The sequence below is a fragment of the Undibacterium sp. Jales W-56 genome (genome assembly GCF_025548535.1).
Classification (GTDB): Bacteria; Pseudomonadota; Gammaproteobacteria; order Burkholderiales; family Burkholderiaceae_D; genus Undibacterium.
Genome location: NZ_JAJLQW010000001.1, coordinates 197,940 through 222,949 on the forward strand (window position 1 = coordinate 197,940; position 25,010 = coordinate 222,949).

The following is a 25,010-nucleotide window of genomic DNA, read 5'->3' on the forward strand; positions in this document are numbered from 1 at the left end:
ATTCACTATTTTTTAAGCAAGACCGATGCGCATCAATATCCAGTTTAAAGACAGAGTAGGTATTGCGCATGAAATACTGGCGGTGTTCGCCCTGCGTGGCTTGAATGTAGTCGGTGTCGAAGTCGACCCGCCGAATATCTATATCGATAGCCCTGAGCTGCTGGAATTCATGTTGCCGTCTTTGCAGCAGGATTGCGATCAGGTGCGTGGCGTAGGCAAAATCAATATCCTGGATATTTTGCCCGGCAAACGCCGTCGCCTGAACCTCGACACCATGCTGGCGGTCATGGAAGATCCGGTATTGGCGATCGATGCCAACGGCCAGGTCGTGGTGGCGAATGCGGCCGCAGCAGCGGTATCCGGTATGACGGAAGAGATGCTTTGTCAAAAGAGCCTGGTCGATTTGCTGGAAGATAGCTCGGTTCAGGAAGAATTGATCTCACATTCTTTTCATGTCCCCAGCCGCGAAGTCATCTTGAACGGCGAGCCGTTCTGGATGGATGTCACACCTGTCTCCGAACCGATCACGCATGATATCGCGCGCACCGGCCAGACCGTAGGTGCGGTCCTGACCCTGCATGCGCCGCGTCGTATAGGCGGGCGACTGCATGCGCTGCAACATTCCGAGGGCAGCGGTTTTCATTTCATCATCGGCGAGTCCGAACAAATCAGGGCGCTCAAGGCCAAGGCCGCCAAGGTCGCGGTAGTCGATGCGCCTTTGCTGATCACCGGTGAAACCGGAACCGGTAAAGAGCTGTTGGCGCAAGCCTGTCACGGCGTCAGCGCACGCTGTAATGCACCATTTCTCGAATTGAATTGCGCGGCTTTGCCCGAGAGTCTGGCGGAGAGCGAATTGTTCGGCTATATGTCCGGCGCTTTCACTGGCGCGCAGCGCGGTGGCAAACCGGGATTGATAGAGATGGCGGACGGCGGCACGGTGTTTCTGGATGAAATCGGCGAGATGTCGCTGTATTTACAGGCCAAGCTATTGCGCTTCTTGAACGACGGTAAATTCCGGCGGATTGGTGGTGACAAAGAGGTGAAAGTCAATGTCCGGATTATCAGCGCAACCCACCGCAATCTGCACAAGATGGTGCAAGAGGGTCTGTTCCGCGAAGATTTATTTTATCGCCTGAATGTCCTGCATCTGGAAATGCCTGCCTTGCGCGAGCGTCCTGACGATATCTTGCCGCTGGCCAGACATTTCATCGAGCGCGCTTGCACGCAGGCGCAAAAGCCTGTGTGCCGCTTGAATTCTGCGGCGTGTGCGGCGCTGGTGGCGAACCGTTGGCCTGGTAATGTACGTCAGTTGCAGAACGTGGTCTTCAGGGCGATTACGATGTCGGATCAACGGGTGCTGGGCGCGGCGGATCTGGATTGGGCTGAGGGCAGTATCACTGCCGATGAAGTGAATATCGATGCGGCCGAGAGCTGGGAATTGACGGTACAGGCGTTTGAGTCCAGCTTGTTAGAGAAGCTGTATTTGCAGTATCCATCGAGCCGCAAACTCGCGGCGCGACTGGATACCTCGCATTCGATGATCGCCGCCAAACTCAGGAGGTATGGGATACCCAAGCGCTAACTGGGTCGCAATTACCGGGCACTGATAGATTTATTGCAGACTGGACTGAGATAAATCTTCGTCAGGATCTTCCGGCAGGTTGACGGCCGGGATGGTGTATTTTTCTTCCGCCCAGGCACCCAGGTCAATTTTTTTGCAGCGTTCAGAGCAAAACGGGCGAAAGGCATTGTCGCTGGTCCAGGCTACTTTTTTGCCGCAAGTCGGGCAATCTACAACTGTGCTCATAAGTCTCTGCTACGTTAAAAATTACAAAGTGTCAGGTCGAACGGAATTTCGCTCTCAAAGGCTTTCGGTTTCATGTCGCCGTCTTGCGACATGAAGCGTATCCACAGCATATATTTATTCGCAGAGATTTCCGGAATCGCACCCATCTCCCGCATCACGCTGACGCGCAGCAGTTGATAAATCTTACCTTGCAACATTTGCTGATAACTGCCCGCCTGGGCAATGACTTTAGTCGTGACACCGGACTCTCTTAACAGACGCAGAACGATGTTGATCGCATCAAATAACGGGGCAATCGGTGCAAACCAGTTGGCGATATCAGCGAAGCGCTTTTCAGCAGGATTCTTTTGCCAGGCGTGATAACTAGGCAGATCAAATTCACATGCCCCGCCGGGAATGATGGTGCGGCCACGTATGCTCATCAACCATTCATTATCACGGATGTTTTGGCCGGTTTTGCCGGTTGATGCCATCAGGGCGCTACTGGCACGATCTACTTCATCGAGAATTTGATCCAGCATGTCGGCCTGGACATTGGGATTGGATTTAAAGCTGATCAGGGTATGTTTTTGTCGTTCAAGCTCTTGCAGAAGATCCGATTTGAGGTCGGCGCGACCAGCGACTTCCAGCATTTCAAAAATGGTGGAAAGGGCAACGTGATGCTGCAGAGGATCAGACTGATGCAGGAAAAAAGTGAATTTTTCGTACAGGTCTTCCAGCCGCAATAACGTGCGAATACGCTCGTTAAAAGGGTATTCGTAAACGATCAAAATAATATCCCTGTCAAAATTGGTGCCAACCCGTAAGTATCACGTGATTCTGAACCATGCCGGGCAAAATTACAAACATTGCGTGCTTATTACGGGTGATTTTTTACCGATGCCTGCGCTAACTGGCAATATTGATGATGCAAGCCTGCGACTTGCTCACGAATCGCTTGCAGATCGCCTTGATTGACGATGACATCGTCCGCTGCCGCCAATCTTTGCTGACGACTGGCCTGATTGCGCATGATGGCCAGCACCTGGTCTTGGGATAAACCGTTTCTTGCCATTACACGCTGGATTTGTACCTGTTCAGGACAATCTACAACCAGAATCCGGCTGACTTTTTCCTTCCAGTTGCCCGACTCAACTAATAGCGGAACGATGAAAATTAGGTAGCTGCCAACAGCTTGTCCTGCGGCTTTTTTCGTCTCTTGCCTGATTAGGGGATGCAGGATCTGTTCAAGTTTGGCTTTTGCCGAAGGCTCTGCAAATACCAGCTCCCGCATTTTTGCTCTATCCATTGCACCATCGGGCTGGATAAATTCGTTACCAAATTGCTGACGAACCGCGTTGATGGCAATGCCATTCGGTATAGTCAATTGGTGTGCGATGAGGTCGGTGTCAATCAGGCTGGCACCGAGCTCACCAAACATATTGGCGATGGTCGTTTTGCCACTGCCGATGCCACCTGTCAATCCTAAACTGAATGACGACCGCAACTCCATCAGCCAAGCATGCCCAGATACTGTTGGGATAAGGTTTTACCCCAGACAAGAGCGATCAAACCCGCTGCCGCGAGGTAAGGGCCAAATGGAATCGGATTGTTTTTCCCCATTTTTGCAAACACGATCATGCTGATTCCGACAATCGCACCAACCACGGAGGATATCAAGATGATGACTGGTAGCATGGTCCAGCCCATCCATGCGCCGAGAGCTGCCAGCAATTTAAAATCGCCATAGCCCATACCTTCTTTGCCGGTAGCGAGCTTGAACAGCCAGTAGATCGACCATAATGCGAGATAGCCAGCTATCGCGCCGATCACTGCATCATGTAACGAAGTAAAAATACCGTTGAGGTTGATCAGTAAGCCCAGCCATAACAAAGGCAAGGTCAAATCGTCAGGCAGTAGTTGTGTGTCGGCATCGATAAAGGTCATCGCGATCAAAAACCAGACGAATACGACTGCGCCTAAACCCGCGAAACCACTGCCGAAATGCCAAATCAGGTATGCGGAGAGCGCACCGGTCAGCAATTCGACTAAGGGATAACGTATCGATATCGGCGCTTTACATTGCGTGCATTTGCCGCCAATTGCAAAATAGCTGATAACGGGAATGTTTTCCATTGCGGTAATCTGATGCCCACAATGAGGGCATGCCGAGCGCGGTAAAATCAGGTTATATCGATCTGCATGCGGCAACTCCTGGCCACTTTCAACGGCCACGTAGTTATCCGATTCCCTTTGCATCATTTTAGGAACGCGATGAATCACTACGTTTAGGAAGCTGCCGACCAGCAACCCTAAGATGCCGATTAAAACCACGCTCGGCCAGAATGCCGGGGGGGCGAAGAAAAAGATATCTGACATTAAACAACCGATCCAAGTTTGAAAATTGGAAGATACATAGCTACGACCAAACCACCAATCAGTACACCTAAAATTACCATAATCATAGGCTCCATCAAACTAGAAAGAGAGGCGACTGCTTCATCCACCTCATCTTCGTAGAAGTCCGCTACTTTTCCAAGCATTTGATCGAGTGCGCCCGACTCTTCGCCAATCGATACCATTTGGGTCACCATATTGGGGAAGACGTTCGAGTTTTGCATTGCGACTGTCAGGCTGGTACCGGTACTGACTTCAGTTTGGATCTTAATGGTTGCATCGAGGTATACGGCGTTGCCCGCAGCGCCGCCAACTGAATCCAGAGATTCAACCAGGGGCACGCCCGCCGCAAACATCGTGGCCAATGTGCGCGTCCAGCGCGCGATAGTCGCTTTCCTGATCACATCGCCAAAGATGGGTAATTGCAAGAGTAGGCGATCCATATATCTTTGCATCTTTAATGAGCGCTTCCATGTCTGGAAGAAAAAATAAATACTGCCGAATAGTCCGCCAAAAATGAGGTACCAGTATTTAACAAAAAAATCAGATATTGCCATCACAAAAAGAGTTGGAGCAGGGAGATCTGCGCCGAAACTGGTGAAAACTTCCTTAAAGGCGGGCACAACCCAAATCATAATCACTGCGGTAACAATGAAGGCAATGGATAGAATTGCAATGGGATAGGTCAAGGCAGATTTAATTTTCGCCTTGATTGCCAGCGTTTTTTCTTTATACAAGGCAAGTCTGGTCAGTAAGTCCTCCAAAATACCAGCTTGTTCACCCGCACCTACAAGATTGCAGAACAAAGGGTCAAAATACAGGGGGAATTTACGGAAAGCTTGATTCAAGCTCGTACCGGTCTCGACATCTCCGCGTATATCCTGCAACAGTTTCGATACCGAAGGATTTGCGTTTCCTTTTGATACGATGTCAAAAGACTGGAGCAATGGAACGCCAGCTTTCATCATCGTTGCTAGCTGTCGAGTGAATAAGGTAATATCCTTGTCGGTAATTTTTTTACCGGAGGCGTAAGTTTTTTTCTTTAATTTAGTAACTAGGACGCCCTGACGCCTAAGGGTCGCATTGACAATCGCCTCGCCTCCGGCACGTAATTCGCCACGCACGGTCTTCCCATATTTATCTTTACCTTCCCAGGCATAGACTTGTTCTTTAACCTGAGTAGTTTTGAGCGTTGCTTTTGGAGTTGTCGCCATACTGGTATCCTGTTATTCGTTGGTGCATCCAAGAACCTCTTCCAAACTGGTAAGTCCTTGTTTTACTTTTTGCAGACCGGATTGCCGCAAGGTTCTGACACCTTCTTTTTCCGATTGTTTTTCGATTTCGAGAGAGGTCCCACTTGCCAGGATGATCCGCTCGATCGCTTCGGTAATGGGCATAATCTGATAGATACCCACCCGTCCTTTATAGCCGCTACCGCTGCAGCGTTCGCAGCCGACGGGTTGATAGGGTTTCCAGGTGCCATCTAACTCTTCGTCCTTAAAGCCTGCCTGAAGTAATACTTCATCAAGAATATCGACGGTTTTTTTACAGGTGCAAAGGCGGCGCGCAAGCCTTTGAGCGGTGATCAGAATAACTGACGAGGCAATGTTAAACGGTGCTACTCCCATATTCATCAGACGCGTTAGCGTAGACGGCGCATCATTGGTATGCAAAGTAGAGAAAACCATATGGCCGGTTTGAGCCGCTTTAATGGCGATATCTGCCGTTTCCAGATCGCGAATCTCACCCACCATGATAACGTCAGGATCTTGACGAAGAAAGGATTTCAGCGCAACCGGAAACGTCAGACCTGCCTTGTCATTAATGTTGACCTGGTTCACTCCAGGTAAATTAATTTCAGCCGGATCTTCAGCTGTTGAAATATTAATCCCGGGTTTATTGATCACATTCAGGCATGTGTACAGCGAAACGGTCTTGCCCGAACCGGTTGGACCAGTAACCAGCACCATGCCATAAGGACGTTGAATCGCATTCATCAGAATTTCTTTCTGATCCGGATCATATCCGAGCGCATCAATCCCCATTTGAGCCTGCGACCCATCAAGGATACGCATGACGATTTTTTCGCCAAACAGTGTTGGCAGTGTGCTGACGCGGAAATCAATCGCTTTTGTTGCAGACAGCACCAGTTTCATGCGTCCGTCTTGCGGTACCCGTTTTTCAGAAATATCTAGTTTGGAAATCACTTTGACACGGGACACCAATTTATCTTTGATTGCTAACGGCGGCTGTGCAATATCACGTAATTCGCCATCTACCCGGAAACGGATACGATAGAATTTTTCAAACGGTTCAAAGTGTAAGTCCGATGCACCCATGTTGATGGCATCTATCAGCATTTTTTGTAGAAATTTAACAACCGGTGCGTCATCCACTTCGGCGGCTTGCGCATCGGCAGACGCAGTGGAAATATCTTCTTCATTAAATTCGATGTCGTAATCGTCGCCGGATAAGTCAGTCAGGCTTTGCTCTGAAGTTTTACCAAGTTTTTCCAGTAACTTTAGCAGCGCATCATGCTGAACTACGACCAGCTCGATTCCAAGACCGGTTTGAAACTTGATTTGGTCTTGTGCAGATGTATTGGTGGGGTCGGATACGGCGAGGGCTATTTTATTTCCACGTTTTGCAAGAGCCACGATCCTTTGTGTCTGCATCAGCTTGGTATCAACGATTTTTTCAGGCAGGCTGCTCTCGTTAAATACAGATAAATCGACTAATGGATAACCGAATGTATCCGAGCAGAACGAGGCGAGATCGCGCGGGTTCATTGCACCGCTTTGTATCAAGCTGTCTATGAACGCAGTTTTGTCTACTTGAGATTTTTTTAGAATGCCGTCAATCTGCGCTGCTGGCAATACATTGCCTTGCATAAGAGCTCTGGCAAGTCCTGACGTCGATGGTGATATGTTTGGTAGTACGGCTGACATAAATTCTTTATCGTAAAGTTCGTCAAGGCTATCGTTGCCTTAAGATAATGCAACCAAGCACTTCTTTTGTAAAGGGAAGTGTTTGAATCGCTCGACAACAGATGCGCAACAATTTACCGATGTTGAAACGACGAACATTTTAACGAGCGCTTAGGTTGGTAGCACGCAATATCATTTCCATCCAAGAAACGTCCCTTAGTATAAAGGCCTTCTTGTTTTTCGACTAATTGTTCAATAGGATAAATGAATTTTTCGTGTGGAATTACCCACGTTTTTAGCCCGGATCGCTTATCGATACGGAATGGGGGAATGGTTTGGGGCAGCTATATGGACGATCAACTGACATTGGGAGGCAATTTAATGCAGATAATTCTTATTGGGAATTGATCGATACTCGTTTTGAGTAAGGCGTATCGCCTGGATTTTTTAAAGATCCATTGAGTAACGATCAATGATTTCTATCAACGGAAAATTTGCATAAAGTCAGCAAAGCATCTTTAAATGGACTAGCCGTCAGTTCTTGTATTGAGGCCGCTGCGCGTTCGGATGCTTTCATCGCCTCGGATCGAGTGTAGTCAAGGGCGCCCGATTTTGTGATTGCCTGTAAAATGGCATCAAACTGGGTTTCATCGCCTTGCTCTATACAATTCTTAACCAGGTTTTTTTCTTGCTCGCTCCCGTTTTTCATCAAATAAATCAGCGGCAGCGTAGGTTTTCCTTCGCGCAGGTCATCGCCGACATTTTTTCCGATTTCTTCTGCATTGCCTGAATAATCCAGCACGTCGTCTATCAGTTGGAACGCTGTGCCAAGCGAACGACCGTATTCCGCCGCTGCTTCTATCTGACCCGCGTCGGCACCGGAAATCAAGGCGCCCACTTGTGCGGCAGCCTCAAACAGTTTTGCGGTTTTTGAGCGTATGACTTGTAAATACCGTTCTTCCGTGACATCCGGATCATGCATATTCAATAATTGCAGTACCTCGCCTTCGGCAATCACATTGGTTGCATCGGCTAAAATTTCCATGATTTCCATGCGATTGATAGAGACCATCATCTGAAAAGCGCGTGAATATAAGAAATCACCGACAAGAACCGAGGCGGCATTGCCGAACAGCGCATTGGCAGTTTTTCTGCCGCGACGCATAGATGATTCATCCACCACATCATCGTGCAGCAAGGTCGCGGTATGGATAAATTCTATGATTGCCGCCAATTCATGGTGATGAACGCCTTTGTATTGATAGGCATTCGCCATCAATAGCACCAATACAGGCCGGATTCTTTTGCCGCCGGCACTGATAATGTATTCAGCTATCTGATTGACTAAAGGAACGTCAGAGTGAAGTTTGCTCCGTATTACCTGATTCACTGACGCCATATCGCCGGCGATAGATTCTGTAATGGTATTTTGTGTGGATGTTGTGGCAGACAAAGCGGTACCTGCTAAAAATGCGTGATTGCTTGGGAAGCATGGATTATACGATGCCCTTGCCATTTCGCGCTGCCTTACTCAAGCTTCAAAGAATGCTTGGGAAAATAATGCCGCATGGTAATTTTGCGAATCTAGCAAAAAGGGAAATGAGTAGCGTCAAAGTAGTTGACTCAAAAATTTAAGGAATGTTTTGACCGACTCGCTAAGTCTATGTATAATTGGAGGTTTTCCCGATTTCATTGCATTATTTGGGTCGAGAAAAATTCGATTATTAATATCATTTGATGAGGTTTCACATGTACGCGGTCATAAAAACCGGTGGCAAACAATATAAAGTTGTCGCTGGTGAAAAACTTAAAGTAGAACAGATACCTGCAGACATTGGCTCCGAAATCACCATTGATCAAGTGCTCGCTTTGGGCGCAGGTGACACCATTAAATTTGGTGCTCCTTTGGTCGCAGGTGCTACGGTGCTGGCTACGGTAATTTCGCAAGGTCGCCACGACAAAGTGCGCATTTTCAAAATGCGTCGTCGTAAGCATTACCAAAAGCGTCAAGGCCATCGCCAAAATTACACAGAACTGCAAATCGTTTCTATCAACGGCTAAGCCGGTTGATTTAACTGACAATCCAAGGAGCTAATAAATGGCACACAAAAAAGGCGGCGGCACCACGCGCAACGGCCGTGACTCAGAGTCAAAACGCTTAGGCGTTAAAGTTTACGGCGGCCAGGCTATCAATGCCGGCGGTATCATCGTTCGTCAACGCGGCACACGTGTTCACCCAGGTGAAAACGTCGGTATGGGTAAAGACCATACTTTGTTCGCGCTGATTAACGGCAAAGTACAATTCGCAATCAAGGGTGCTGCCAAGCATCAATACGCGATTGTTGTAGCGGCGTAATCCACGCCTTACAGCTAGTAGAATAAGGCGCAAGCCTGACTAAAAAGGCTCTGCCGTTGGTAGAGCCTTTTTAGTTTCAAGAGGTCCTGTATAAGTTGGTCTTTGCGTTTTCCGGCGATTTATACAAGCTCTTTTTTGTTTTGGCAATCTTCAGGCAAGATTGCAGATCCTGCTCTTCCTTTGCACGGGAACTGGGGGTCGCGGTGCATATTGTTCCTACTCGAACGCACTGAATTTATAGGTGATACAAATGAAATTTATCGACGAAGCACGGATTGAAGTAATTGCAGGTGATGGCGGCAACGGTATCGCCTCATTCTGCCGTGAAAAATTCAGACCATTCGGTGGCCCAGATGGCGGTGACGGCGGCAAGGGCGGCAGTATTATTGCCGTCGCGGATCGCAACATCAATACCTTGGTTGATTATCGATTTTCCAAGCTGCATAAAGCCAAAAACGGTGAAAATGGCCGCGGTGCCGATTGTTACGGCAAAGGTGCCGATGATATTTTCTTGCGCATGCCAGTAGGTACCTTGATTGCTGATCGCAATACCGATGAGGTGATTGCCGATCTGACTGAACATGGTCAGCAAGTCGTATTAGTCAAAGGCGGCGAGGGCGGTTGGGGCAATATCCATTTCAAATCCTCAACCAATCGCGCTCCGCGTCAGCGTAGCGACGGTAAAGAGGGCGAGCGGCGCGAATTGCGTCTCGAGTTGAAAGTGTTGGCCGACGTAGGTTTGCTGGGTTTGCCGAATGCCGGTAAATCGACATTTATCACTGCCGTATCGAATGCTCGTCCGAAAATTGCCGATTATCCTTTTACCACCTTGCACCCGAATTTGGGTATGGTGCGCGTCAGTCATGAAAAGAGTTTCGTGATCGCCGACATTCCAGGTTTGATCGAAGGCGCTGCGGATGGCGTTGGCCTGGGGGTGCAATTTCTTAAGCACTTACAACGTACGGGCTTGCTGTTGCATATCGTCGATCTGGCCCCTTTTGATGATGACGTTGATCCGGTGAAAGACGCTAAAGCGCTGATCAAAGAATTGCGTAAATACGATGAAGCTTTGTATGAGAAGCCGCGTTGGCTGGTGCTCAATAAACTCGATGTATTGACAGAAGAAGAGCGCAAGAAAAAAGTAAAAGATTTCGTTAAGCGTTTTGCCTGGAAGGGCCCGGTATTCGAAATTTCCGCATTAAATCGTGAAGGTTGCGACGATCTGGTCACGGAAATCTATGCCTATCTCGCTGAGAAACGTTTGCAAGAACAGCGTTCGCAAGAAACGCAGATGACGGAAGAGGCGCAGGGAATCCTGTCGATTGATCCAGACGATCCGCGGTTTAAAGTCCTGGAATGACAGAATGTTTAAAAAGAGCCTGCTTGTCAGGCTCTTTTCATAGATGCGTTCGAAAAAACAGTAACGGCAAATTGGAATTTTTCGGTTTATTCCCTTGATCCGGTAATAAAAATACGCAGGCGTAAAAATACTTGATTAATTGGATTTAATCTCATTTTTCGGAATGAAATTTAGTTTTTATGATTTCTATCCATATAAAGTATAATTTTGAGTATCCGTGACCTCTCGTCTCTCAATAAAGTTTTGCGCCTCCACGATCATCTCATGCATTCAGTTATTCAAAACGCCAAACGACTCATCATCAAAGTAGGTTCTTCACTTGTTACCAATGACGGCAAAGGATTGGATCGCGTCGCCATTGAAAAATGGGCTGGTCAAATTGCCGAGCTGCGCAAACTGGGTAAAGAAGTGGTGTTAGTCAGTTCCGGCGCCATTGCTGAGGGGCGGCAGCGTCTGGGGTTTGATAAGCGGCCAACCGGCATACATGAATTGCAGGCTTGTGCCGCGGTAGGACAAATGGGACTGGCGCAGATTTATGAAACAAGTTTCCGTGCGCATGCACTGGGTACTGCGCAAATCCTGTTAACGCATGCTGATCTGGCTGATCGTGAACGTTATCTGAATGCACGATCAACCTTATTTACGCTGCTCAGTTTTGGTATTGTTCCCGTGATTAACGAAAACGATACCGTCGTTACCGATGAGATTAAGTTTGGTGATAACGATACTTTGGGCGCCTTGGTCGCTAATTTAATTGAAGCCGATGCGCTGATTATTTTGACGGATCAAAAGGGCTTGTATACGGCCGATCCGCGCAAACACCCGGATGCGCAATTCGTGCATGAAGCACGAGCAGGTGATCCCGCTCTGGAGGCCATGGCGGGCGGCGCCGGATCGAGTCTGGGTAGCGGCGGCATGCTGACCAAAATTTTGGCGGCAAAGCGCGGCGCCAGTTCTGGCACGCATACCGTGATTGCCTGGGGGCGTGAAGATAATGTGCTGGTGCGTCTTGCCAGTGGCGAGGCGATCGGCACGCAGCTGATTTCGCAAATGGCGCCATTGGCGGCGCGTAAACAATGGATGGCCGATCAGTTGCAGACCGCAGGGCAAATCGTGTTGGATGCCGGGGCCGTGCAAAAACTCACAGCCGAGGGTAAATCGCTGCTGCCTATCGGCGTACTCGATGTACGCGGTGAATTTGGCCGAGGTGCCGTCGTGACTTGCTATAACGAAGCAGGGCAGGCAATTGCAAGAGGACTCAGCAATTATGCCAGTGCCGAAGCCAGACGCATTAAACGCCATCCTTCATCTGAGATCGCTGCAATTCTCGGTTTTGTCGAGGAGCCGGAATTGATTCACAGAGACAATATGGTGTTGCTCTAATGCGCACTATTTGAGCAACGCCCATATTGCTGTTGATCCAGGTGGACAGCCGTCCGATCAATACGGCTTGATGACTTGGTGCCTTTTGATCCTGTCAATGATCACTGACGCTTTTCCTGCGATGGAATTGCCGTCGCAAAAATAGTCATTAAACAGCGTGCTATGTTGCTTGTTGACGTTCAGCGCCGAGATGTGATCCCATTGATTGCGGCGTGAGCGTGACCAGCTGCCGTCTGGTCGGCCGAACGCATACAATTTTTTCTCATAGGTAGAGCAGCGGATTCCCTCATAGCTTACGTTTTTAGCGCCGCTGCTGCTGACTGCGACCAGGCTATAACGGATAATGCCATCGCCGGTAATTGAGAGTGATTTGACATCAATCGCAAAAGACTGACTACCGCTTGCATAGAAAGAGACCAGATTGCTGGCATCGGGTGCGCCGGGCAAATGCAATGCAACTTCTGCCCATTCTTTTTCCGCTTCATCATCCGTAGTTTGCGCATGTAATGGCAGCAGCAAGCCGGATGCCAGTAGTAAACCAAAACCTGTAAGGGATTTTTTTAACATAGTAGGAAATTCTGCAAAAAACGCTACGGTTATTCGGGATTTTCGACAGGCGGCACTGCACCTGTGTCGGAGGTTCTGGCAGTTTCAGGCGCAACAGAACCAGCAGAACCATCTGAGCTATCTGCCCTGGACTCTTTCGTTGCCTGAGGCTGCTGCCTTATCTGGCGATTACCCTGACGACCTGAGCCGGTATGCTCAGTCCTGTGCACAAAGCGAGACAATTCCTGCAAGGCCAGTTGATATACGCCGCGCTTGAATTCAATCACGACGTCCAAAGGTACCCAATACTCATGCCAACGCCATGCATCAAATTCAGGATGGTTGCTGGCACGCAGGTTGACGTCGCAATCGCGTCCTAGCATGCGCAACAAAAACCAGATTTGTTTTTGTCCGCGGTAATGCCCGCGAATTTCGCGTTTGATAAAATGATCGGGAACTTCATAGCGCAGCCAGTCGCGGGTGCGACCGATGACTTTAACGTGTTCAGGCAATAAGCCGGTTTCTTCCTCAAGCTCGCGAAACATCGCTTGCTCAGGGGATTCGCCATACTTAATCCCACCCTGCGGGAATTGCCAGGAGTGTTCGCGTACACGTTTGCCCCACCATACTTCATTGTTGGCGTTAAGCAATATAATGCCTACGTTAGGCCGGAAGCCTTCACGATCGAGCATGACCCTACCTCAAAACTTTCTGCGGCCAAGCGTCTATTTCAGCAATTTGACGTGATGCTGTCATCAGGAATTCATGGATAACAGCGATAATCACCGATCAATTTGCGCATTTTTTATGCGCAATATCCTTATTTATGCCGATCTCCGGTTGATTTCGGGCATATCAAGCGGTTTTCCATCATCAAATTGCTAAACAGTGGGCGCATTAGCCAGCTAATCCTTTAAAATTGAGTCGATTATAACCCTCAATTTTTGAAAAGAATCATTGTCATGCGCGCTACACGATTTTTTATTTCTACTTTAAAAGAAGCTCCTGCCGATGCTGAAATTGTCAGCCACAAACTGATGATGCGGGCAGGCATGATTAAACGCCTCGGTTCCGGTATCTACAACTACATGCCTATGGGTTTACGGGTGATTCGTAAAGTGGAAGCGATCGTACGCGAAGAGATGAATCGTGCCGGTGCGGTAGAGATGCTGATGCCGGTGGTACAGCCTGCCGAATTGTGGCAAGAGACCGGGCGCTGGCAGCAATACGGTCCTGAACTGATGCGTGTTAAGGACCGGCATGGTCGCGATTTCATTATCCAGCCAACCTCGGAAGAAGCGATTACCGATGTGGCGCGTCAGGAAATCAGATCGTATCGCCAGTTGCCGATCAACTTCTACCATATCCAGACCAAGTTCCGCGACGAACGCCGTCCGCGTTTTGGCCTGATGCGCGGGCGCGAATTTACGATGAAGGATGCCTATTCTTTCGACCGCGACGTCGATGGCCTGAAAAAATCCTACCAGGTAATGTATGACGCTTACGTCCGGATTTTTAACCGCTTCGGCCTGGATTTCCGTGCGGTGGCAGCCGACAATGGCGCCATTGGCGGTTCCGGTTCGCATGAATTCCATGTGATTGCTGAGACCGGCGAAGATGCGCTGGTGTATTGCCCAAGCTCCGATTTCGCCGCCAATATGGAAGCGGCGGAAGCGATGCCGCTGTTCGCTCAGCGCCAAACTGCGACCCAGGCATTGACCAAGACGCCAACACCGGGCAAGGCCAAGTGTGAAGACGTTGCAGCATTGTTGTCGATTCCTTTGCAGAGCACGGTGAAATCCATCGTCCTTACCGTTGAGACTGAAGAAAAAGACAAAATCAGCAAACAAGTCTGGTTGTTGTTACTGCGCGGCGATCACGAATTGAATGAGATCAAAGCCAGCAAAGTCCCGGGTCTGGCAAACTACCGTTTCGCTACCGAAGAGGAGATCGTCGAGCATTTCGGAACTAAGCCCGGCTACCTCGGTCCTATCAATACCAAGTTGCCGGTCAAGGTCGTTGCTGACCGCACGGTTGCGATGATGGGCGATTTTGTCTGCGGCGCGAACGAAGAGGACTTCCATTTCACCGGCGCTAACTGGCTACGCGACATCGCCGAACCGCTGGTTGCCGATTTACGCAATGTGGTAACGGGCGATCCATCACCAGACGGTAAGGGCGTGCTGGCGATCCAGCGCGGGATTGAAGTCGGTCACGTCTTCCAATTGGGAACACGCTATTCCGAGGATATGAAAGCGACTTTCCTCGATGAGAACGGCAAACCGCAATTCCTGCAAATGGGTTGTTACGGTATCGGCGTCACGCGTATTCTGGGGGCGGCGATTGAGCAGAATTTCGACGACAAAGGCATTATCTGGCCTATCGCGCTGGCACCGTTTGAAGTCGTGATCTGCCCGATGGGAATGGAAAAAAGCGAAGCAGTCAAAGCTGAAACAGAAAAGCTGTATCAGGCGCTGCTGGATGCTGGTGTTGACGTGATGCTCGATGATCGCGGCGAACGCCCTGGTGCGATGTTTGCCGATTGGGAACTGATCGGCGTACCGCATCGCGTAGTGATCGGTGACCGCGGTTTAAAAGACGGCAAGCTTGAATACAAAGGCCGCCGCGATGCTGAGGCGATTGAAATGCCAGCCGCTGAGATGCTGGAATTTGTCTTGACCAAGTTAAGAGGTAAATAAAATACTGGTATGAAGTATATTTTCAAGGTCCGGTGTTTTGTGCGCGTTGAGTAGGTTTTTTATGGATACTCCTCTAAAAAATAATGATGTAGTGACCGTGTGCGGGTTGTTGTTGCGTGTCGTGATATGCGGCGTCCTGCTGCATGCAGGATTTGCGCAGGCGGGTAATCAGAAAGAAGAGGCGATGGCGGACTCGGTTCGCCTCGCTTTATCGAAAGCGGTGACCGATGCCCGTCCGCCGATTCCCAGCTTCGACGATATCAATGCGCGCATCAGTTATCTGCATTGGTTGGGCGAAATGTCCGATCGTTTGAAGCGACGCCTGCCCGATCCTCAGACACGTCAGGAATTTCTCAAATCCGTCTGGTATGAATCCAAGCGCGCCGGCCTGGAACCGGCGATGGTCCTAGGTCTGATCCAGGTCGAATCGGGCTTTCGTAAATATGCGACCTCGGTGGTGGGCGCGCGCGGCTATATGCAGGTCATGCCATTCTGGTCGCGGGTGATCGGCGACAGCGATGCGCAAAAGTTATTTCAGATGCAGTCGAATCTGCGTTACGGCTGTGCGATTTTGCGCATGTATATCGATATGGAAGCCGGTAATCTGTACCTGGCGCTGGGACGCTATAACGGTAGTCGTGGCCGGCCCGAATATCCGAATGCGGTGCTCGCCAACTGGAAGAACTGGGAATTTAAAGGATGAAATTCAGCGATGAAATCCAAACCATGAGACAGTCGGATTGAGCTACAAACAAGCCGTGCGCTGGCCATGGTTAGTGTTCATCCTGGCCGCCCATACCGTCTTTATTTTGGTCTGGTCAAATACGCTCAGACGGCAACCGCATACAGCACCTTTATCCGCTTTGCCCACACTGCCCGCATTAATCGTTGAGTTGATTCGTCCAGTTGAGTTGCCGCAAGCTAAGCCAGTGACCACAACAGCTTTAGCAACCCCGCAAACAAAATCACCGCCAGCATCGAGACGACCGTCAATGCAAGTGGATAATGCGATTATTGCGGCACCCGCAGAATCCGATATCGTAGCAAGCACGCCGACCATCACAGTCGAGCCTGGACTGAACCTGGATACGCGCCAGATCAGCAAAGACCTGCAATCGCAGCAGCGTGCATTACCCTTTGCGGTCAAGTCCGCAATACCGCCGATCGCGCGGCTGGGCGATAAAATTGCGGCGGCTGCAGTACCCGGTGAGGTCACCTACAAGACTTTTACGACAGCAGATGGCAGCTTGATCACCAAGGTCACAAGCGCACTTGGATCATATTGCGTGATCGCGCCGAATCCCGCTGGCGGCGCGACGCTTATCCAAAGAGAAGCTCGCTCAAACCGGGTCGTTAGTTGCGGCAATTACTGAAGCGAACAATCTGCATCTGCGCATGAATCCTTGACCGATCTATAAGCGCCATCGAAAATGGATGTGCCACAAACAAAAACGCCCGCGCGATGCGGGCGTCGCTTAAATATTTTCTCCTATGAAAATAGTGTTTTGTAAGGATGAAATTTAAAATTATTGCCAAAATTTTGAATTGCTAGTCATTTTTTTCAATAGAATTGTCAGGGCGACTCAGTTCTGAACCAAGTCTTGCATCTTCAAATAAAATGGTGATGAGTTCGCCGAGTCTTTTGAAATTCGAATCGTTTGATATGTTTCGACATGCTTCAATAAAATGTTTTATCGCCAAACCAAAGTGTGATTCGTAGGCTTGGGACTGTAAGCGCATTTCTATAAATTTGCTCATAAACAGTCTGAGGTCTTCAACTTCAAGAGTTTTGATTGTGTCCTCAAAATCTTTAACTGATGCGGCTTCCAAAATTTTGACTTGCTTATCTCCCCATCCGCTGTTCATTACTATGTGGGAACAAGCTTCGAATATCGTAGCCTTAGCTTGGGATGTTGCTCTCGTTAATTCAAATTCCGCTTTTATTTTTGGATGGATGGGACGATGGTAAAAATTATCAAAGTCGATGTTGTCATATTTTTTTGTTTTGAATGCCGTAACCCATGCATCAATCATAGCATCTGCTACCGGCACTCCATCCGTAAGCTTCGATATTGATTCGTGCAATTGGGTGACGTTGTAAGCATCCAGTGAATGTGCTCTTTCTACAAGAGATGCTGCTTCCAATACTAATTCGGACTCATCAATGGTGTGATGCCAAATAATATGGTCTTGAAGCTGTCGAGCTAGTTGAATTGTCCTCATGTAATCCGCTTCGGACATGTATTTATCAATGACTTTTGTTACGTCAGCCACATCAAAGAGACCTGATCTTAGAAACTCAACTACTATTTGCTCGTATTCATCACAGGAGTTAATTCCTAATTCTCGAAGTTTAATTCTCCATTTCGCTCTATGCTTACCAGCATCGTCAAGTTCTTCGTTCTTTTTTTCCCAATCGCTATAATCGTCTGGGTTGCCTATTTTGAGAATGAAATCAAAATCTGGCGCATCTTCAATTCCCTTGTAATGAACCGCTGATAGAAGCACCGTAGAAGGAATGACTCGATGTAGAACATCGTCAGAAAGGTCTGATCTTCCAAGTATTTTGTCTACGGCTTTAATGATTTTGCTGATTATTCGGATATTGGTAATGCCGCATGTTTCGACACTCTTTTTGATACGGTCAGCGTAAGGTGAGGGTGCAATGCCAGAGGCAATTTCAAAGGCTTCTGATGGGGAGGTTTCGAGCAGGATTTCATGATCTATCACTTTCTCGCGCAATGTATTCCATAACTCGCGGTCAGCTAGTTGATCGTTATTGAGGATAAGAATAATGCGCGCACCATGTTGCTGAGTAAATTCATCGATAAAGCCCATAATCTCATCGACACCTAAATTTTTATGCTTGCGTTCGATATCGTCCAAAACAATAATGCGATTTTTCAGAATGGCTGGGACAGCGATTAGAGCGATTTCATTCAGCGCGGAAAAACCCTTATGAAGGCTTTCGAGAACCTTGGAAGCCGCCCCCCAACCCCTCTTTGTCGTTTCCCAGATAGTCGAACTTTCACCGGCCTTTGGTATTGAGCTTTGGACGATCTTAAATTTGATTTGATCCATGCTTGTAAGACCAAAAAGTGAAACGTAAAGTGCGTTCTTAATTTTTTCGTCTGACGAATTCGCTTTGACTTCCCGCCATAGATGACTTTTTCCCGTGCCCCATTTTCCAGATAAAGCGACCACTTTGTTTTCGTGGTCTGCCAAAAGCTGCTCAAAATGCGTTTTGGTTATTTGCATTGTCATGGTTTTTAGGCTAATTCTAGTTTGGGAAGTGATTTGACGATTTTCATAGTTTCAAGGCTCACAGTGATCACGCGCTGAAATAATTCGAGCGGATAGCGTGCGTTTCCCATTGTTTCGGTTGCCCATAAATTGGCGTCATTGATGATGCCACTTTCTTTGTGTGTCGTAACTGCTTGTCGTTCCATGACCCATTCCAGCGCAGGCTTAACTGTTCTTTGAAATTGGGATCAGCTTTGACCGCTGCTTTGGCGATGATCTGTTTGATTTGAATGGATTGCGTCACGTTATCGAGACCATCCATCACGCGCTTTCGACCTTCGGGTGTTTTACACTCCGCTAAAAATGCGATGGCAAGTTCCAAGGTGTCGAATAATTTATCGACGTTGAATTTTTCTTTGTTGCGATTAAGGCGAACACGGTAGAACGTCGAACCGCTGTCCACATTTTTACGGTGGATTTTTTATATACCTTTTGGAGGGGCTGCTTCGCGTGCCATTGCAGTTCCGTGCGCTATTTATGGAATCATAATAATACGCCGTTGCCAAATTCCGCGCTGATTATTGCCAAAATACGTCATTTTTAGCTGTTTTTGACCTGTTTCTAATTTATAAATTCGCTTACAAATCAATGACTTACGTGTATTAAAAATACAAAAAAGCCCGCGCGATGCGGGCGTTTTTGTTTGGGATTGGGAGCCACCAACTACTTACATGATCCCAATAAGTCTCCCAAAACGACTACGGTCAGCTTAAGACAGATGACCGGAAATCAGCTTCGTCATTTCAAACATGGAGACTTGTTTTTTACCGCCAAAAACGGCTTTCAATTTGTCATCCGCGTTGATGTTGCGCTTGTTTGCTTCGTCTTGCAGCTGATGCTTCTTGATGTATTCCCATACTTTTTTGGTGACTTCAGTACGTGGAATTGGTGCTGCACCGATTACTGCTGCCAACACTGGAGAAATCGTCATTGGCTTCATGAACGCTGCATTTGGCTTACGTGCAGGTGCTGCTGCTTTTGCTGCCGGAGCAGCTTTCTTTGGTGCAGCGGCTTTTGGAGCTGCTGCTTTTGCTGCTGGCTTTTTAGCTGCTGGAGCTGCTTTAGCCGGTGCTTTTTTTGCTGCTGTTGCCATATTGAGGCTCCTTCACAAATATCTTGGAAAATGCGCCATATCACGCATCGCTAATAGTGGTGCGCTTTGCAGAGGGATGCAAGTGTTTTTTGCGGCTTTTTGCGGAAAATGTATCGTAATGTGCAGAGGAGAGCGCTGCATAGCGAAAAAAAACCGGATCAGGCTTGATTTTTAACGTATTCAGGTCGATCCGGCAGATGTTTTTCGCGCTGCGGCTTAGCGTTTACCCGGCATCATCCCCTTCATGCTGCGCAGCATCTTCATCATGCCGCCGCCTTGCAGCTTCTTCATCATGCTTTGCATTTGCTCAAATTGATTCAGCATGCGATTGACTTCCTGAATCTGCACACCGGCGCCAGCCGCAATGCGGCGCTTGCGGGATGCTTTGATTAAATCGGGTTTGGCGCGTTCTAGCGGCGTCATCGAGTTGATCATGCCTTCCATGCGGCGCACGCTTTTTTCGGCCTGATCCATATTCGCGCCGCTAGCGGCTTGCTGCATTTGCGCCGGAAGTTTGTCCATCAGATTCGACAAGCCGCCCATTTTTTTCATTTGCGTCAGTTGCAGCTTGAAGTCGTTCATGTCGAACTTGCCGCCGCCTTTGATCTTGTGTGCAAGATCTTGCGCTGCAGCGACGTCCATGCCTTTTTGAGCGGACTCGACCAGCGCCAGGATATCGCCCATACCCAGGATACGATTGGCCATGCGAACCGGATCAAAGGCTTCCAGGCCGTCGAGTTTTTCGGCGACACCGGCAAATTTAATCGGTTTGCCAGTGATATGGCGAACTGACAAAGCTGCACCGCCGCGCGCATCGCCATCAAGTTTGGTCAATACCACGCCGGTCAAAGGCAAGGCATCGTTAAAAGCTTTGGCGGTATTGACGGCGTCCTGACCGAGCATCGCATCGACCACGAACAAGGTCTCGATCGGCTTGACGGCCGCATGCAATGCCGTGATCTCCTGCATCATCGCTTCATCAATACCGAGACGGCCAGCGGTATCGATGATCAAGATATCGTGATGATGCTTTTTCGCGTAATCGAGCGCCGCCAGCGCGATATCGACCGGCTTATCGGTCGGCAGGGACGGGAAAAAATCCGCCCCGACCTGCGCTGTGACCGTCTGCAACTGCCCGATCGCGGCGGGACGATACACGTCGGCAGAGACGGTCAGGACTTTTTTCTTTTTCTGTTCGCGCAGATATTTGGCGAGCTTGCCGACGGTCGTGGTTTTACCGGCACCCTGCAAGCCTGCCATCAGGATGATCGCCGGCGGCTGCGTGGCAAAACTCAGTTGCGAGGCTTCCGGCCCGAGATCGGCACCCATCAGGCTGGCCAGTTCTTTTTGCACGACGCCGACCAGCGCCTGACCTGGCGTCAGTGAGCTGATGACTTCTTCGCCCAGCGCTTTTTCTTTGACGCGGGCGATCAGTTCACGCACGGCTGGCAGGGCAACGTCGGCTTCCAGCAAGGCCATGCGCACTTCGCGCAACATCTCGGCAGTATTGGATTCTGTCAAACGCGCCTCGCCACGCATGGTTTTCACCACTTTGGCAAGGCGTTGGGTCAAATTATCAAGCATGGATGGAATCTACATTATTAAGTGAAAAACAAGACTGCAGAGGCTTGCAGCAGGCAACGTTATAGCATGGCATTTTAACCGATCGTCTCTTTGCCGACCCTGATTAAGTTAAGTGCGGCAATTGGCGTTGTCCAGATTATCGGAAAACTTGCCTGTGACTGGCTGGAAATCCGCCAACATTAGTAGTAATACCGATGTCCCAGGACAAATACTCATGTTAAAACAGGGACTTGTACTGTGGGGCAAAATAGGAACGCTTTCTGCTTAGTATCCAAAGCACAGTAACAAACTATAAAAATACGGAGACCACATGTTGAACACCCGCTCACGCCGCCTGGCGCTGAGGCTCTGCGCCTGCCTCAGTCTTATGCTTCCACTCAGTGTCATGACTAGCCATGCGCTGGCCGAGGATGGCGTCACCGACAACACCATCCTGCTCGGACAAACGGTAGGGCTGAGCGGCCAGATCGCCGGGCCGGTGAAGGAAATGAATGCAGGGGCAAAGGCTTATTTTGAACATATCAATACCAATGGCGGCGTGAACGGTCGCAAGATTGAAGTCAAAATCCTCGATGACAAATTCGATCCTGCCACTGCCGCCGCTAATGCCGCTATCCTGATTAAAAAAGAACATGTGTTTGCGCTGTTCCAGTCGCGCGGTACGCCGCATACCGAAGCCTTATTGCCGGTATTGACTGAAACCAAAGTCCCCTTGATTGCGCCAAGCACCGGCGCTTCCCTGTTCCACGCGCCGGTCAATCGCTATGTATTTAATGTGCGTGCCAAATACCAGGATGAAGTAAGGCGCGGCGTAGAGCAATTCAATACGATTGGCTTGAAAGATATCGCCTTGCTGCATGTCGACGATAGCTTTGGGCGCGATGGCTTGGCCGGCTTCAATCAAGCCATGATCCAGCATCATTTAACACCGGCAGCAATCGTGACTTTCGATCGAGCTAAGCCGGATATCGCTGCTGCCGTCAAGACGCTGACAGCGAGTACCGCCAAGGCGGTCATCATCATCGGCTCCGGCGTCACCACCGTGGCATTGATTAAAGAAATGCGGGAACAGAATCCAACCTTGCAAATCATGACCTTGTCGAACAATGCCTCGCAATCCTTTGTTGACTCCCTGGGGAAAACCGGTCTCGGCGTGATGGTCTCGCAAATTATGCCGGCGCCGCACATGGTCTCGACCGTATTGGGGCAGGAATTTAAAAGCATCGCCATTGCCCAAGGCGTGAGTCCCTCGTATGCCGCGATGGAGGGATTTGTCGCCGCCAAAGTCATGGTAGAAGGTTTGCGTCGCGCCGGTCGCACTTTGACACGAGAGGGTTTGATCCGTGCTCTGGAGTCGATGCGCCGTTATGATATCGGCGGAGTGATGCTAGGCTATAGCGAGAAGGATCACAGCGGCAGCGGATTTGTTGAATTGACCATGATAGGCAAGGACGGCAAATTCTTGCGATGAGTTCCCAATATGTGCGGAAACCCGCAACCGGCAGGGCATCAGGCTCCGGCAATGTCTGATTTCTCGGAATGAATAAACCGCGAACAATTATTTAGCCATTAAAAATCAAGCACTTGCAAAATCAAGTAAGTTGGCACAGAGTCTGCTATACACATGGAACAAATCAAAAAACACCGGAGACCACAATGTTGAAACCTGTCGTAAACAAATCCCTGAAAAATTCCCTGCTCGCGTCCATTATTCTGGCGTCTTTAAGTGCGCTCGCCGGTACTGCTCATGCCGAGGATGCGGTACGTCTCGGCAATCTCAAATTTGCGCATTATGGCGCCGTGTCCTATATCAAAGAAATCGCCCCTAAATGCGGCATCAAGGTCGATGAAAAGGTTTTCCCTAAAGGCCTCGATGCGATGCAAGCCGTGATTGCCGGTGAACTCGACGTCGCCGCAGTATCGTCTGAAGCCGTGATTTCTGCCCGTGCCAGTGGCGCACCTATCTTCATCGTTGCCGGTTTTGCCAAAGGCGGCGCCCGGCTGGTAACGCGCACCGATCTCGGGATCAAATCGATTAAAGAATTAAAAGGTAAAAAAGTTGGCGTGACCCGCGGCGGTATCCAGGATATTTTGCTGGCGGCAGAACTCTCGCAAAACGGTTTAAGCTATTCGGATCAACCGGGTAAAGACGTGCAGATTATTTACCTCGGCTTCCCTGATTTGAATCAGGCGCTGCTGGGTAAAAATATCGACGCCATCATGCAGTCCGAGCCGTATTCCGCCCAGGCGATTAACAAGGGTTTCGGTACAGAATTGCTGAAACCGTATGACACGCCTATCGGCGAGCCGGTGCGCACCATGGTCATGACAGAAAAATTCTATAAAGAGAATCGTCCTCTGGCAGAAAAATTCATGCGCTGTTTTGTCGAGGCCACCAAGACCTTTATCGATAACAAGGATCTGGCTGAAAAATATGTCCGCGAAACCATCTTCAAAGGACAAATCACCAAGGACGACTTTATCGCCGCCATCGGCAACTCGCCTTACTCTTACGATGTGAGTGCTGAACACATACAGATCACGACCGATCTGATGCAAAAATACGGTGTCGGCAAGATGGCCAAACCGCCCGTCGCCAAAGACTGGGTCAAGACTGACTTACTCGATCAGGCAAAGAAAAGCCTGAACATCAAGTAAACAGTTAAGTTAGCAAACTCAAGGCAACCCATACTACCCGCTGGCGCGAGCGACTTCGCGTTGTCATTGCCAGCGGAGATATTCTCAGAGGACATACGATGAAGCTGAAATGGCGTGAAATTGGCGCGGGACTGGTTGTGCCTGCGGTATTGATTGCAATCTGGCATACCGTCACCGCGATGGGCTGGGTGAATCCCCAGGTCTTGCCTGCACCTTGGGCCGTGGTCAGGAAATGGTGTGAATATGCGTCGCCGATGGAGGCTTTTGATCCGGCCGGCATGACGCGTTTAGGCTGGTTATTTTCCGGTGAGCTGATACGCGACACGATAGGCAGTATGTATCGCGTGCTGGTCGGTTTTGTGGTCGGTGCGGGCCTGGCCTTGCCGCTGGGTCTGGCGATGGGCGCCAGTCAGCGTGCATATGCCTGGATGAATCCGCTGATGCAGGTGTTGCGCCCGATTCCGCCGATTGCGTATATCCCCTTGTCTATCCTGTGGTTCGGCCTGGGTAATCCGCCGGCCATTTTTCTGATTGCGATTGGCGCTTTCTTCCCGGTGTTGATGAATACCATCGCCGGTGTGCGGCATGTCGACGGCATATACATCCGCGCTGCGCGCAATCTCGGCGCGAATCAAACCACGTTGTTTGTGCGGGTGATGCTGCCAGCCGCTGTGCCGTATATTTTGTCGGGCGTGCGTATCGGTATCGGGACCGCTTTTATCGTGGTGATCGTGTCGGAAATGATCGCGGTAAATAACGGTCTGGGCTTCCGTATTCTGGAAGCGCGCGAGTATTTCTGGTCGGACAAAATTATCGCCGGCATGATCAGCATCGGTATGCTGGGTCTGGCGATTGATCTGGCGATGAACAAACTGAATAATCATTTACTGCGCTGGCACCGCGGTCTGGAGAATTGAT

24 protein-coding genes are annotated in these 25,010 nt (G+C 49.3%); 11 read left to right on the forward strand and 13 right to left on the reverse strand.

Translation table 11 applies throughout. The annotated features are described in order from the left end of the window. The first annotated feature begins 25 nt into the window (after window positions 1-25). On the forward strand, window positions 26-1,582 hold the full coding sequence (locus tag LPB67_RS00920) for a sigma 54-interacting transcriptional regulator (protein WP_262835184.1): 1,557 nt from the start codon (window positions 26-28) through the stop codon (window positions 1,580-1,582). A gap of 30 nt (window positions 1,583-1,612) precedes the next feature. Here LPB67_RS00920 and LPB67_RS00925 read toward each other — a convergent pair whose 3' ends face one another. The 7 genes from LPB67_RS00925 to ispB all read right to left on the reverse strand — a co-directional run bounded on the left by LPB67_RS00925 (window position 1,613) and on the right by ispB (window position 8,509). Continuing rightward, on the reverse strand, window positions 1,613-1,807 hold the full coding sequence (locus LPB67_RS00925; protein WP_262835185.1) for a DNA gyrase inhibitor YacG: 195 nt from the start codon (window positions 1,805-1,807) through the stop codon (window positions 1,613-1,615). A gap of 14 nt (window positions 1,808-1,821) precedes the next feature. Continuing rightward, window positions 1,822-2,577, reverse strand: a complete 756-nt coding sequence (zapD, locus tag LPB67_RS00930; protein WP_262835186.1) for a cell division protein ZapD — start codon at window positions 2,575-2,577, stop codon at window positions 1,822-1,824. Between the two features lie 89 nt (window positions 2,578-2,666). After that, a complete protein-coding gene (coaE, locus tag LPB67_RS00935) occupies window positions 2,667-3,299 on the reverse strand; it encodes a dephospho-CoA kinase (RefSeq protein WP_262835187.1) in 633 nt (210 codons plus the stop codon). Beyond that, the gene (locus LPB67_RS00940; protein WP_262835188.1) at window positions 3,299-4,165 is read right to left on the reverse strand and encodes a prepilin peptidase; all 867 of its coding nucleotides are present in this window, start codon (window positions 4,163-4,165) and stop codon (window positions 3,299-3,301) included. Before LPB67_RS00940 ends, coaE begins: the two co-directional genes overlap by 1 nt. Further along, a complete protein-coding gene (locus tag LPB67_RS00945) occupies window positions 4,165-5,397 on the reverse strand; it encodes a type II secretion system F family protein (RefSeq protein WP_262835189.1) in 1,233 nt (410 codons plus the stop codon). Before LPB67_RS00945 ends, LPB67_RS00940 begins: the two co-directional genes overlap by 1 nt. Before the next feature lie 12 nt (window positions 5,398-5,409). Then, on the reverse strand, window positions 5,410-7,131 hold the full coding sequence (pilB, locus tag LPB67_RS00950) for a type IV-A pilus assembly ATPase PilB (protein ID WP_262835190.1): 1,722 nt from the start codon (window positions 7,129-7,131) through the stop codon (window positions 5,410-5,412). A 448-nt stretch (window positions 7,132-7,579) separates the two neighbouring features. After that, window positions 7,580-8,509, reverse strand: a complete 930-nt coding sequence (gene ispB / locus LPB67_RS00955) for an octaprenyl diphosphate synthase (RefSeq protein WP_410482704.1) — start codon at window positions 8,507-8,509, stop codon at window positions 7,580-7,582. Between the two features lie 350 nt (window positions 8,510-8,859). Between ispB and rplU the strand changes: the two genes are divergently transcribed. From rplU to proB, 4 genes are all read left to right on the forward strand, one after another. Then, window positions 8,860-9,171, forward strand: a complete 312-nt coding sequence (gene rplU / locus LPB67_RS00960; protein ID WP_262835192.1) for a 50S ribosomal protein L21 — start codon at window positions 8,860-8,862, stop codon at window positions 9,169-9,171. Window positions 9,172-9,208: 37 nt separating this feature from the next. Next, window positions 9,209-9,466 carry a 50S ribosomal protein L27 gene (gene rpmA, locus LPB67_RS00965; RefSeq protein ID WP_262835193.1) on the forward strand — a complete coding sequence of 86 codons (258 nt, stop codon included), beginning with the start codon at window positions 9,209-9,211 and terminating at the stop codon, window positions 9,464-9,466. A gap of 250 nt (window positions 9,467-9,716) precedes the next feature. Beyond that, window positions 9,717-10,826, forward strand: a complete 1,110-nt coding sequence (gene cgtA, locus LPB67_RS00970) for an Obg family GTPase CgtA (RefSeq protein WP_262835194.1) — start codon at window positions 9,717-9,719, stop codon at window positions 10,824-10,826. A 264-nt stretch (window positions 10,827-11,090) separates the two neighbouring features. Then, window positions 11,091-12,209 carry a glutamate 5-kinase gene (proB, locus tag LPB67_RS00975; protein ID WP_262835195.1) on the forward strand — a complete coding sequence of 373 codons (1,119 nt, stop codon included), beginning with the start codon at window positions 11,091-11,093 and terminating at the stop codon, window positions 12,207-12,209. 57 nt (window positions 12,210-12,266) lie between these two features. Here proB and LPB67_RS00980 read toward each other — a convergent pair whose 3' ends face one another. Both LPB67_RS00980 and LPB67_RS00985 read right to left on the reverse strand, forming a co-directional pair. Beyond that, window positions 12,267-12,776 carry a CNP1-like family protein gene (locus LPB67_RS00980; RefSeq protein ID WP_262835196.1) on the reverse strand — a complete coding sequence of 170 codons (510 nt, stop codon included), beginning with the start codon at window positions 12,774-12,776 and terminating at the stop codon, window positions 12,267-12,269. Between the two features lie 29 nt (window positions 12,777-12,805). Next, the gene (locus tag LPB67_RS00985; protein WP_262835197.1) at window positions 12,806-13,447 is read right to left on the reverse strand and encodes an RNA pyrophosphohydrolase; all 642 of its coding nucleotides are present in this window, start codon (window positions 13,445-13,447) and stop codon (window positions 12,806-12,808) included. 270 nt (window positions 13,448-13,717) lie between these two features. Here LPB67_RS00985 and LPB67_RS00990 point away from each other — a divergent pair, with 270 nt between their 5' ends. The 3 genes from LPB67_RS00990 (at window position 13,718) to LPB67_RS01000 (ending at window position 16,827) form a co-directional block, all read left to right on the forward strand. Further along, window positions 13,718-15,454, forward strand: coding sequence for a proline--tRNA ligase (locus LPB67_RS00990; RefSeq protein WP_262835198.1), 1,737 nt, complete (start codon window positions 13,718-13,720; stop codon window positions 15,452-15,454). A 184-nt stretch (window positions 15,455-15,638) separates the two neighbouring features. Next, entirely contained in the window at window positions 15,639-16,157 is a 519-nt protein-coding gene (locus tag LPB67_RS00995; RefSeq protein WP_410482705.1) for a lytic transglycosylase domain-containing protein, read from the forward strand. Window positions 16,158-16,194: 37 nt separating this feature from the next. Further along, window positions 16,195-16,827: a hypothetical protein gene (locus LPB67_RS01000; protein WP_262835200.1), complete on the forward strand. Its 633-nt coding sequence runs from the start codon at window positions 16,195-16,197 to the stop codon at window positions 16,825-16,827. 175 nt (window positions 16,828-17,002) lie between these two features. Here LPB67_RS01000 and LPB67_RS01005 read toward each other — a convergent pair whose 3' ends face one another. From LPB67_RS01005 to ffh, 4 genes are all read right to left on the reverse strand, one after another. Beyond that, a complete protein-coding gene (locus LPB67_RS01005; protein ID WP_262835201.1) occupies window positions 17,003-18,718 on the reverse strand; it encodes an NTPase KAP in 1,716 nt (571 codons plus the stop codon). 5 nt (window positions 18,719-18,723) lie between these two features. Next, window positions 18,724-18,903, reverse strand: a complete 180-nt coding sequence (locus LPB67_RS19150; RefSeq protein WP_410482684.1) for a hypothetical protein — start codon at window positions 18,901-18,903, stop codon at window positions 18,724-18,726. Window positions 18,904-19,466: 563 nt separating this feature from the next. Continuing rightward, window positions 19,467-19,850: an SWIB/MDM2 domain-containing protein gene (locus tag LPB67_RS01015; protein WP_262835203.1), complete on the reverse strand. Its 384-nt coding sequence runs from the start codon at window positions 19,848-19,850 to the stop codon at window positions 19,467-19,469. A 216-nt stretch (window positions 19,851-20,066) separates the two neighbouring features. Further along, window positions 20,067-21,434, reverse strand: coding sequence for a signal recognition particle protein (gene ffh, locus LPB67_RS01020; RefSeq protein ID WP_262835204.1), 1,368 nt, complete (start codon window positions 21,432-21,434; stop codon window positions 20,067-20,069). Between the two features lie 310 nt (window positions 21,435-21,744). Between ffh and LPB67_RS01025 the strand changes: the two genes are divergently transcribed. The 3 genes from LPB67_RS01025 (at window position 21,745) to LPB67_RS01035 (ending at window position 25,009) form a co-directional block, all read left to right on the forward strand. Then, window positions 21,745-22,905: an ABC transporter substrate-binding protein gene (locus LPB67_RS01025; RefSeq protein ID WP_262835205.1), complete on the forward strand. Its 1,161-nt coding sequence runs from the start codon at window positions 21,745-21,747 to the stop codon at window positions 22,903-22,905. 185 nt (window positions 22,906-23,090) lie between these two features. Beyond that, window positions 23,091-24,092, forward strand: coding sequence for an ABC transporter substrate-binding protein (locus LPB67_RS01030; RefSeq protein WP_262835206.1), 1,002 nt, complete (start codon window positions 23,091-23,093; stop codon window positions 24,090-24,092). A gap of 98 nt (window positions 24,093-24,190) precedes the next feature. After that, entirely contained in the window at window positions 24,191-25,009 is an 819-nt protein-coding gene (locus LPB67_RS01035; protein ID WP_262835207.1) for an ABC transporter permease, read from the forward strand. Window position 25,010 lies beyond the last annotated feature (1 nt).

Excerpts from the sequence above, each read along its gene's own strand:
- LPB67_RS19150 (WP_410482684.1), bottom strand. The coding sequence starts at position 18,903 with ATGGAACGACAAGCAGTTACGACACACAAAGAAAGTGGCATCATCAAT.
- ffh (WP_262835204.1), bottom strand. The coding sequence starts at position 21,434 with ATGCTTGATAATTTGACCCAACGCCTTGCCAAAGTGGTGAAAACCATG.
- LPB67_RS00940 (WP_262835188.1), bottom strand. The coding sequence starts at position 4,165 with ATGTCAGATATCTTTTTCTTCGCCCCCCCGGCATTCTGGCCGAGCGTG.
- rplU (WP_262835192.1), top strand. The coding sequence starts at position 8,860 with ATGTACGCGGTCATAAAAACCGGTGGCAAACAATATAAAGTTGTCGCT.
- LPB67_RS01035 (WP_262835207.1), top strand. The coding sequence starts at position 24,191 with ATGAAGCTGAAATGGCGTGAAATTGGCGCGGGACTGGTTGTGCCTGCG.
- LPB67_RS00990 (WP_262835198.1), top strand. The coding sequence starts at position 13,718 with ATGCGCGCTACACGATTTTTTATTTCTACTTTAAAAGAAGCTCCTGCC.
- LPB67_RS00980 (WP_262835196.1), bottom strand. The coding sequence starts at position 12,776 with ATGTTAAAAAAATCCCTTACAGGTTTTGGTTTACTACTGGCATCCGGC.
- LPB67_RS00985 (WP_262835197.1), bottom strand. The coding sequence starts at position 13,447 with ATGCTCGATCGTGAAGGCTTCCGGCCTAACGTAGGCATTATATTGCTT.
- LPB67_RS00945 (WP_262835189.1), bottom strand. The coding sequence starts at position 5,397 with ATGGCGACAACTCCAAAAGCAACGCTCAAAACTACTCAGGTTAAAGAA.
- rpmA (WP_262835193.1), top strand. The coding sequence starts at position 9,209 with ATGGCACACAAAAAAGGCGGCGGCACCACGCGCAACGGCCGTGACTCA.
- LPB67_RS01005 (WP_262835201.1), bottom strand. The coding sequence starts at position 18,718 with ATGACAATGCAAATAACCAAAACGCATTTTGAGCAGCTTTTGGCAGAC.
- coaE (WP_262835187.1), bottom strand. The coding sequence starts at position 3,299 with ATGGAGTTGCGGTCGTCATTCAGTTTAGGATTGACAGGTGGCATCGGC.
- ispB (WP_410482704.1), bottom strand. The coding sequence starts at position 8,509 with ATGGCGTCAGTGAATCAGGTAATACGGAGCAAACTTCACTCTGACGTT.
- cgtA (WP_262835194.1), top strand. The coding sequence starts at position 9,717 with ATGAAATTTATCGACGAAGCACGGATTGAAGTAATTGCAGGTGATGGC.
- LPB67_RS01015 (WP_262835203.1), bottom strand. The coding sequence starts at position 19,850 with ATGGCAACAGCAGCAAAAAAAGCACCGGCTAAAGCAGCTCCAGCAGCT.
- proB (WP_262835195.1), top strand. The coding sequence starts at position 11,091 with ATGCATTCAGTTATTCAAAACGCCAAACGACTCATCATCAAAGTAGGT.
- pilB (WP_262835190.1), bottom strand. The coding sequence starts at position 7,131 with ATGTCAGCCGTACTACCAAACATATCACCATCGACGTCAGGACTTGCC.
- LPB67_RS01030 (WP_262835206.1), top strand. The coding sequence starts at position 23,091 with ATGTTGAAACCTGTCGTAAACAAATCCCTGAAAAATTCCCTGCTCGCG.
- LPB67_RS01025 (WP_262835205.1), top strand. The coding sequence starts at position 21,745 with ATGTTGAACACCCGCTCACGCCGCCTGGCGCTGAGGCTCTGCGCCTGC.
- LPB67_RS00995 (WP_410482705.1), top strand. The coding sequence starts at position 15,639 with ATGGCGGACTCGGTTCGCCTCGCTTTATCGAAAGCGGTGACCGATGCC.
- LPB67_RS00925 (WP_262835185.1), bottom strand. The coding sequence starts at position 1,807 with ATGAGCACAGTTGTAGATTGCCCGACTTGCGGCAAAAAAGTAGCCTGG.
- LPB67_RS00920 (WP_262835184.1), top strand. The coding sequence starts at position 26 with ATGCGCATCAATATCCAGTTTAAAGACAGAGTAGGTATTGCGCATGAA.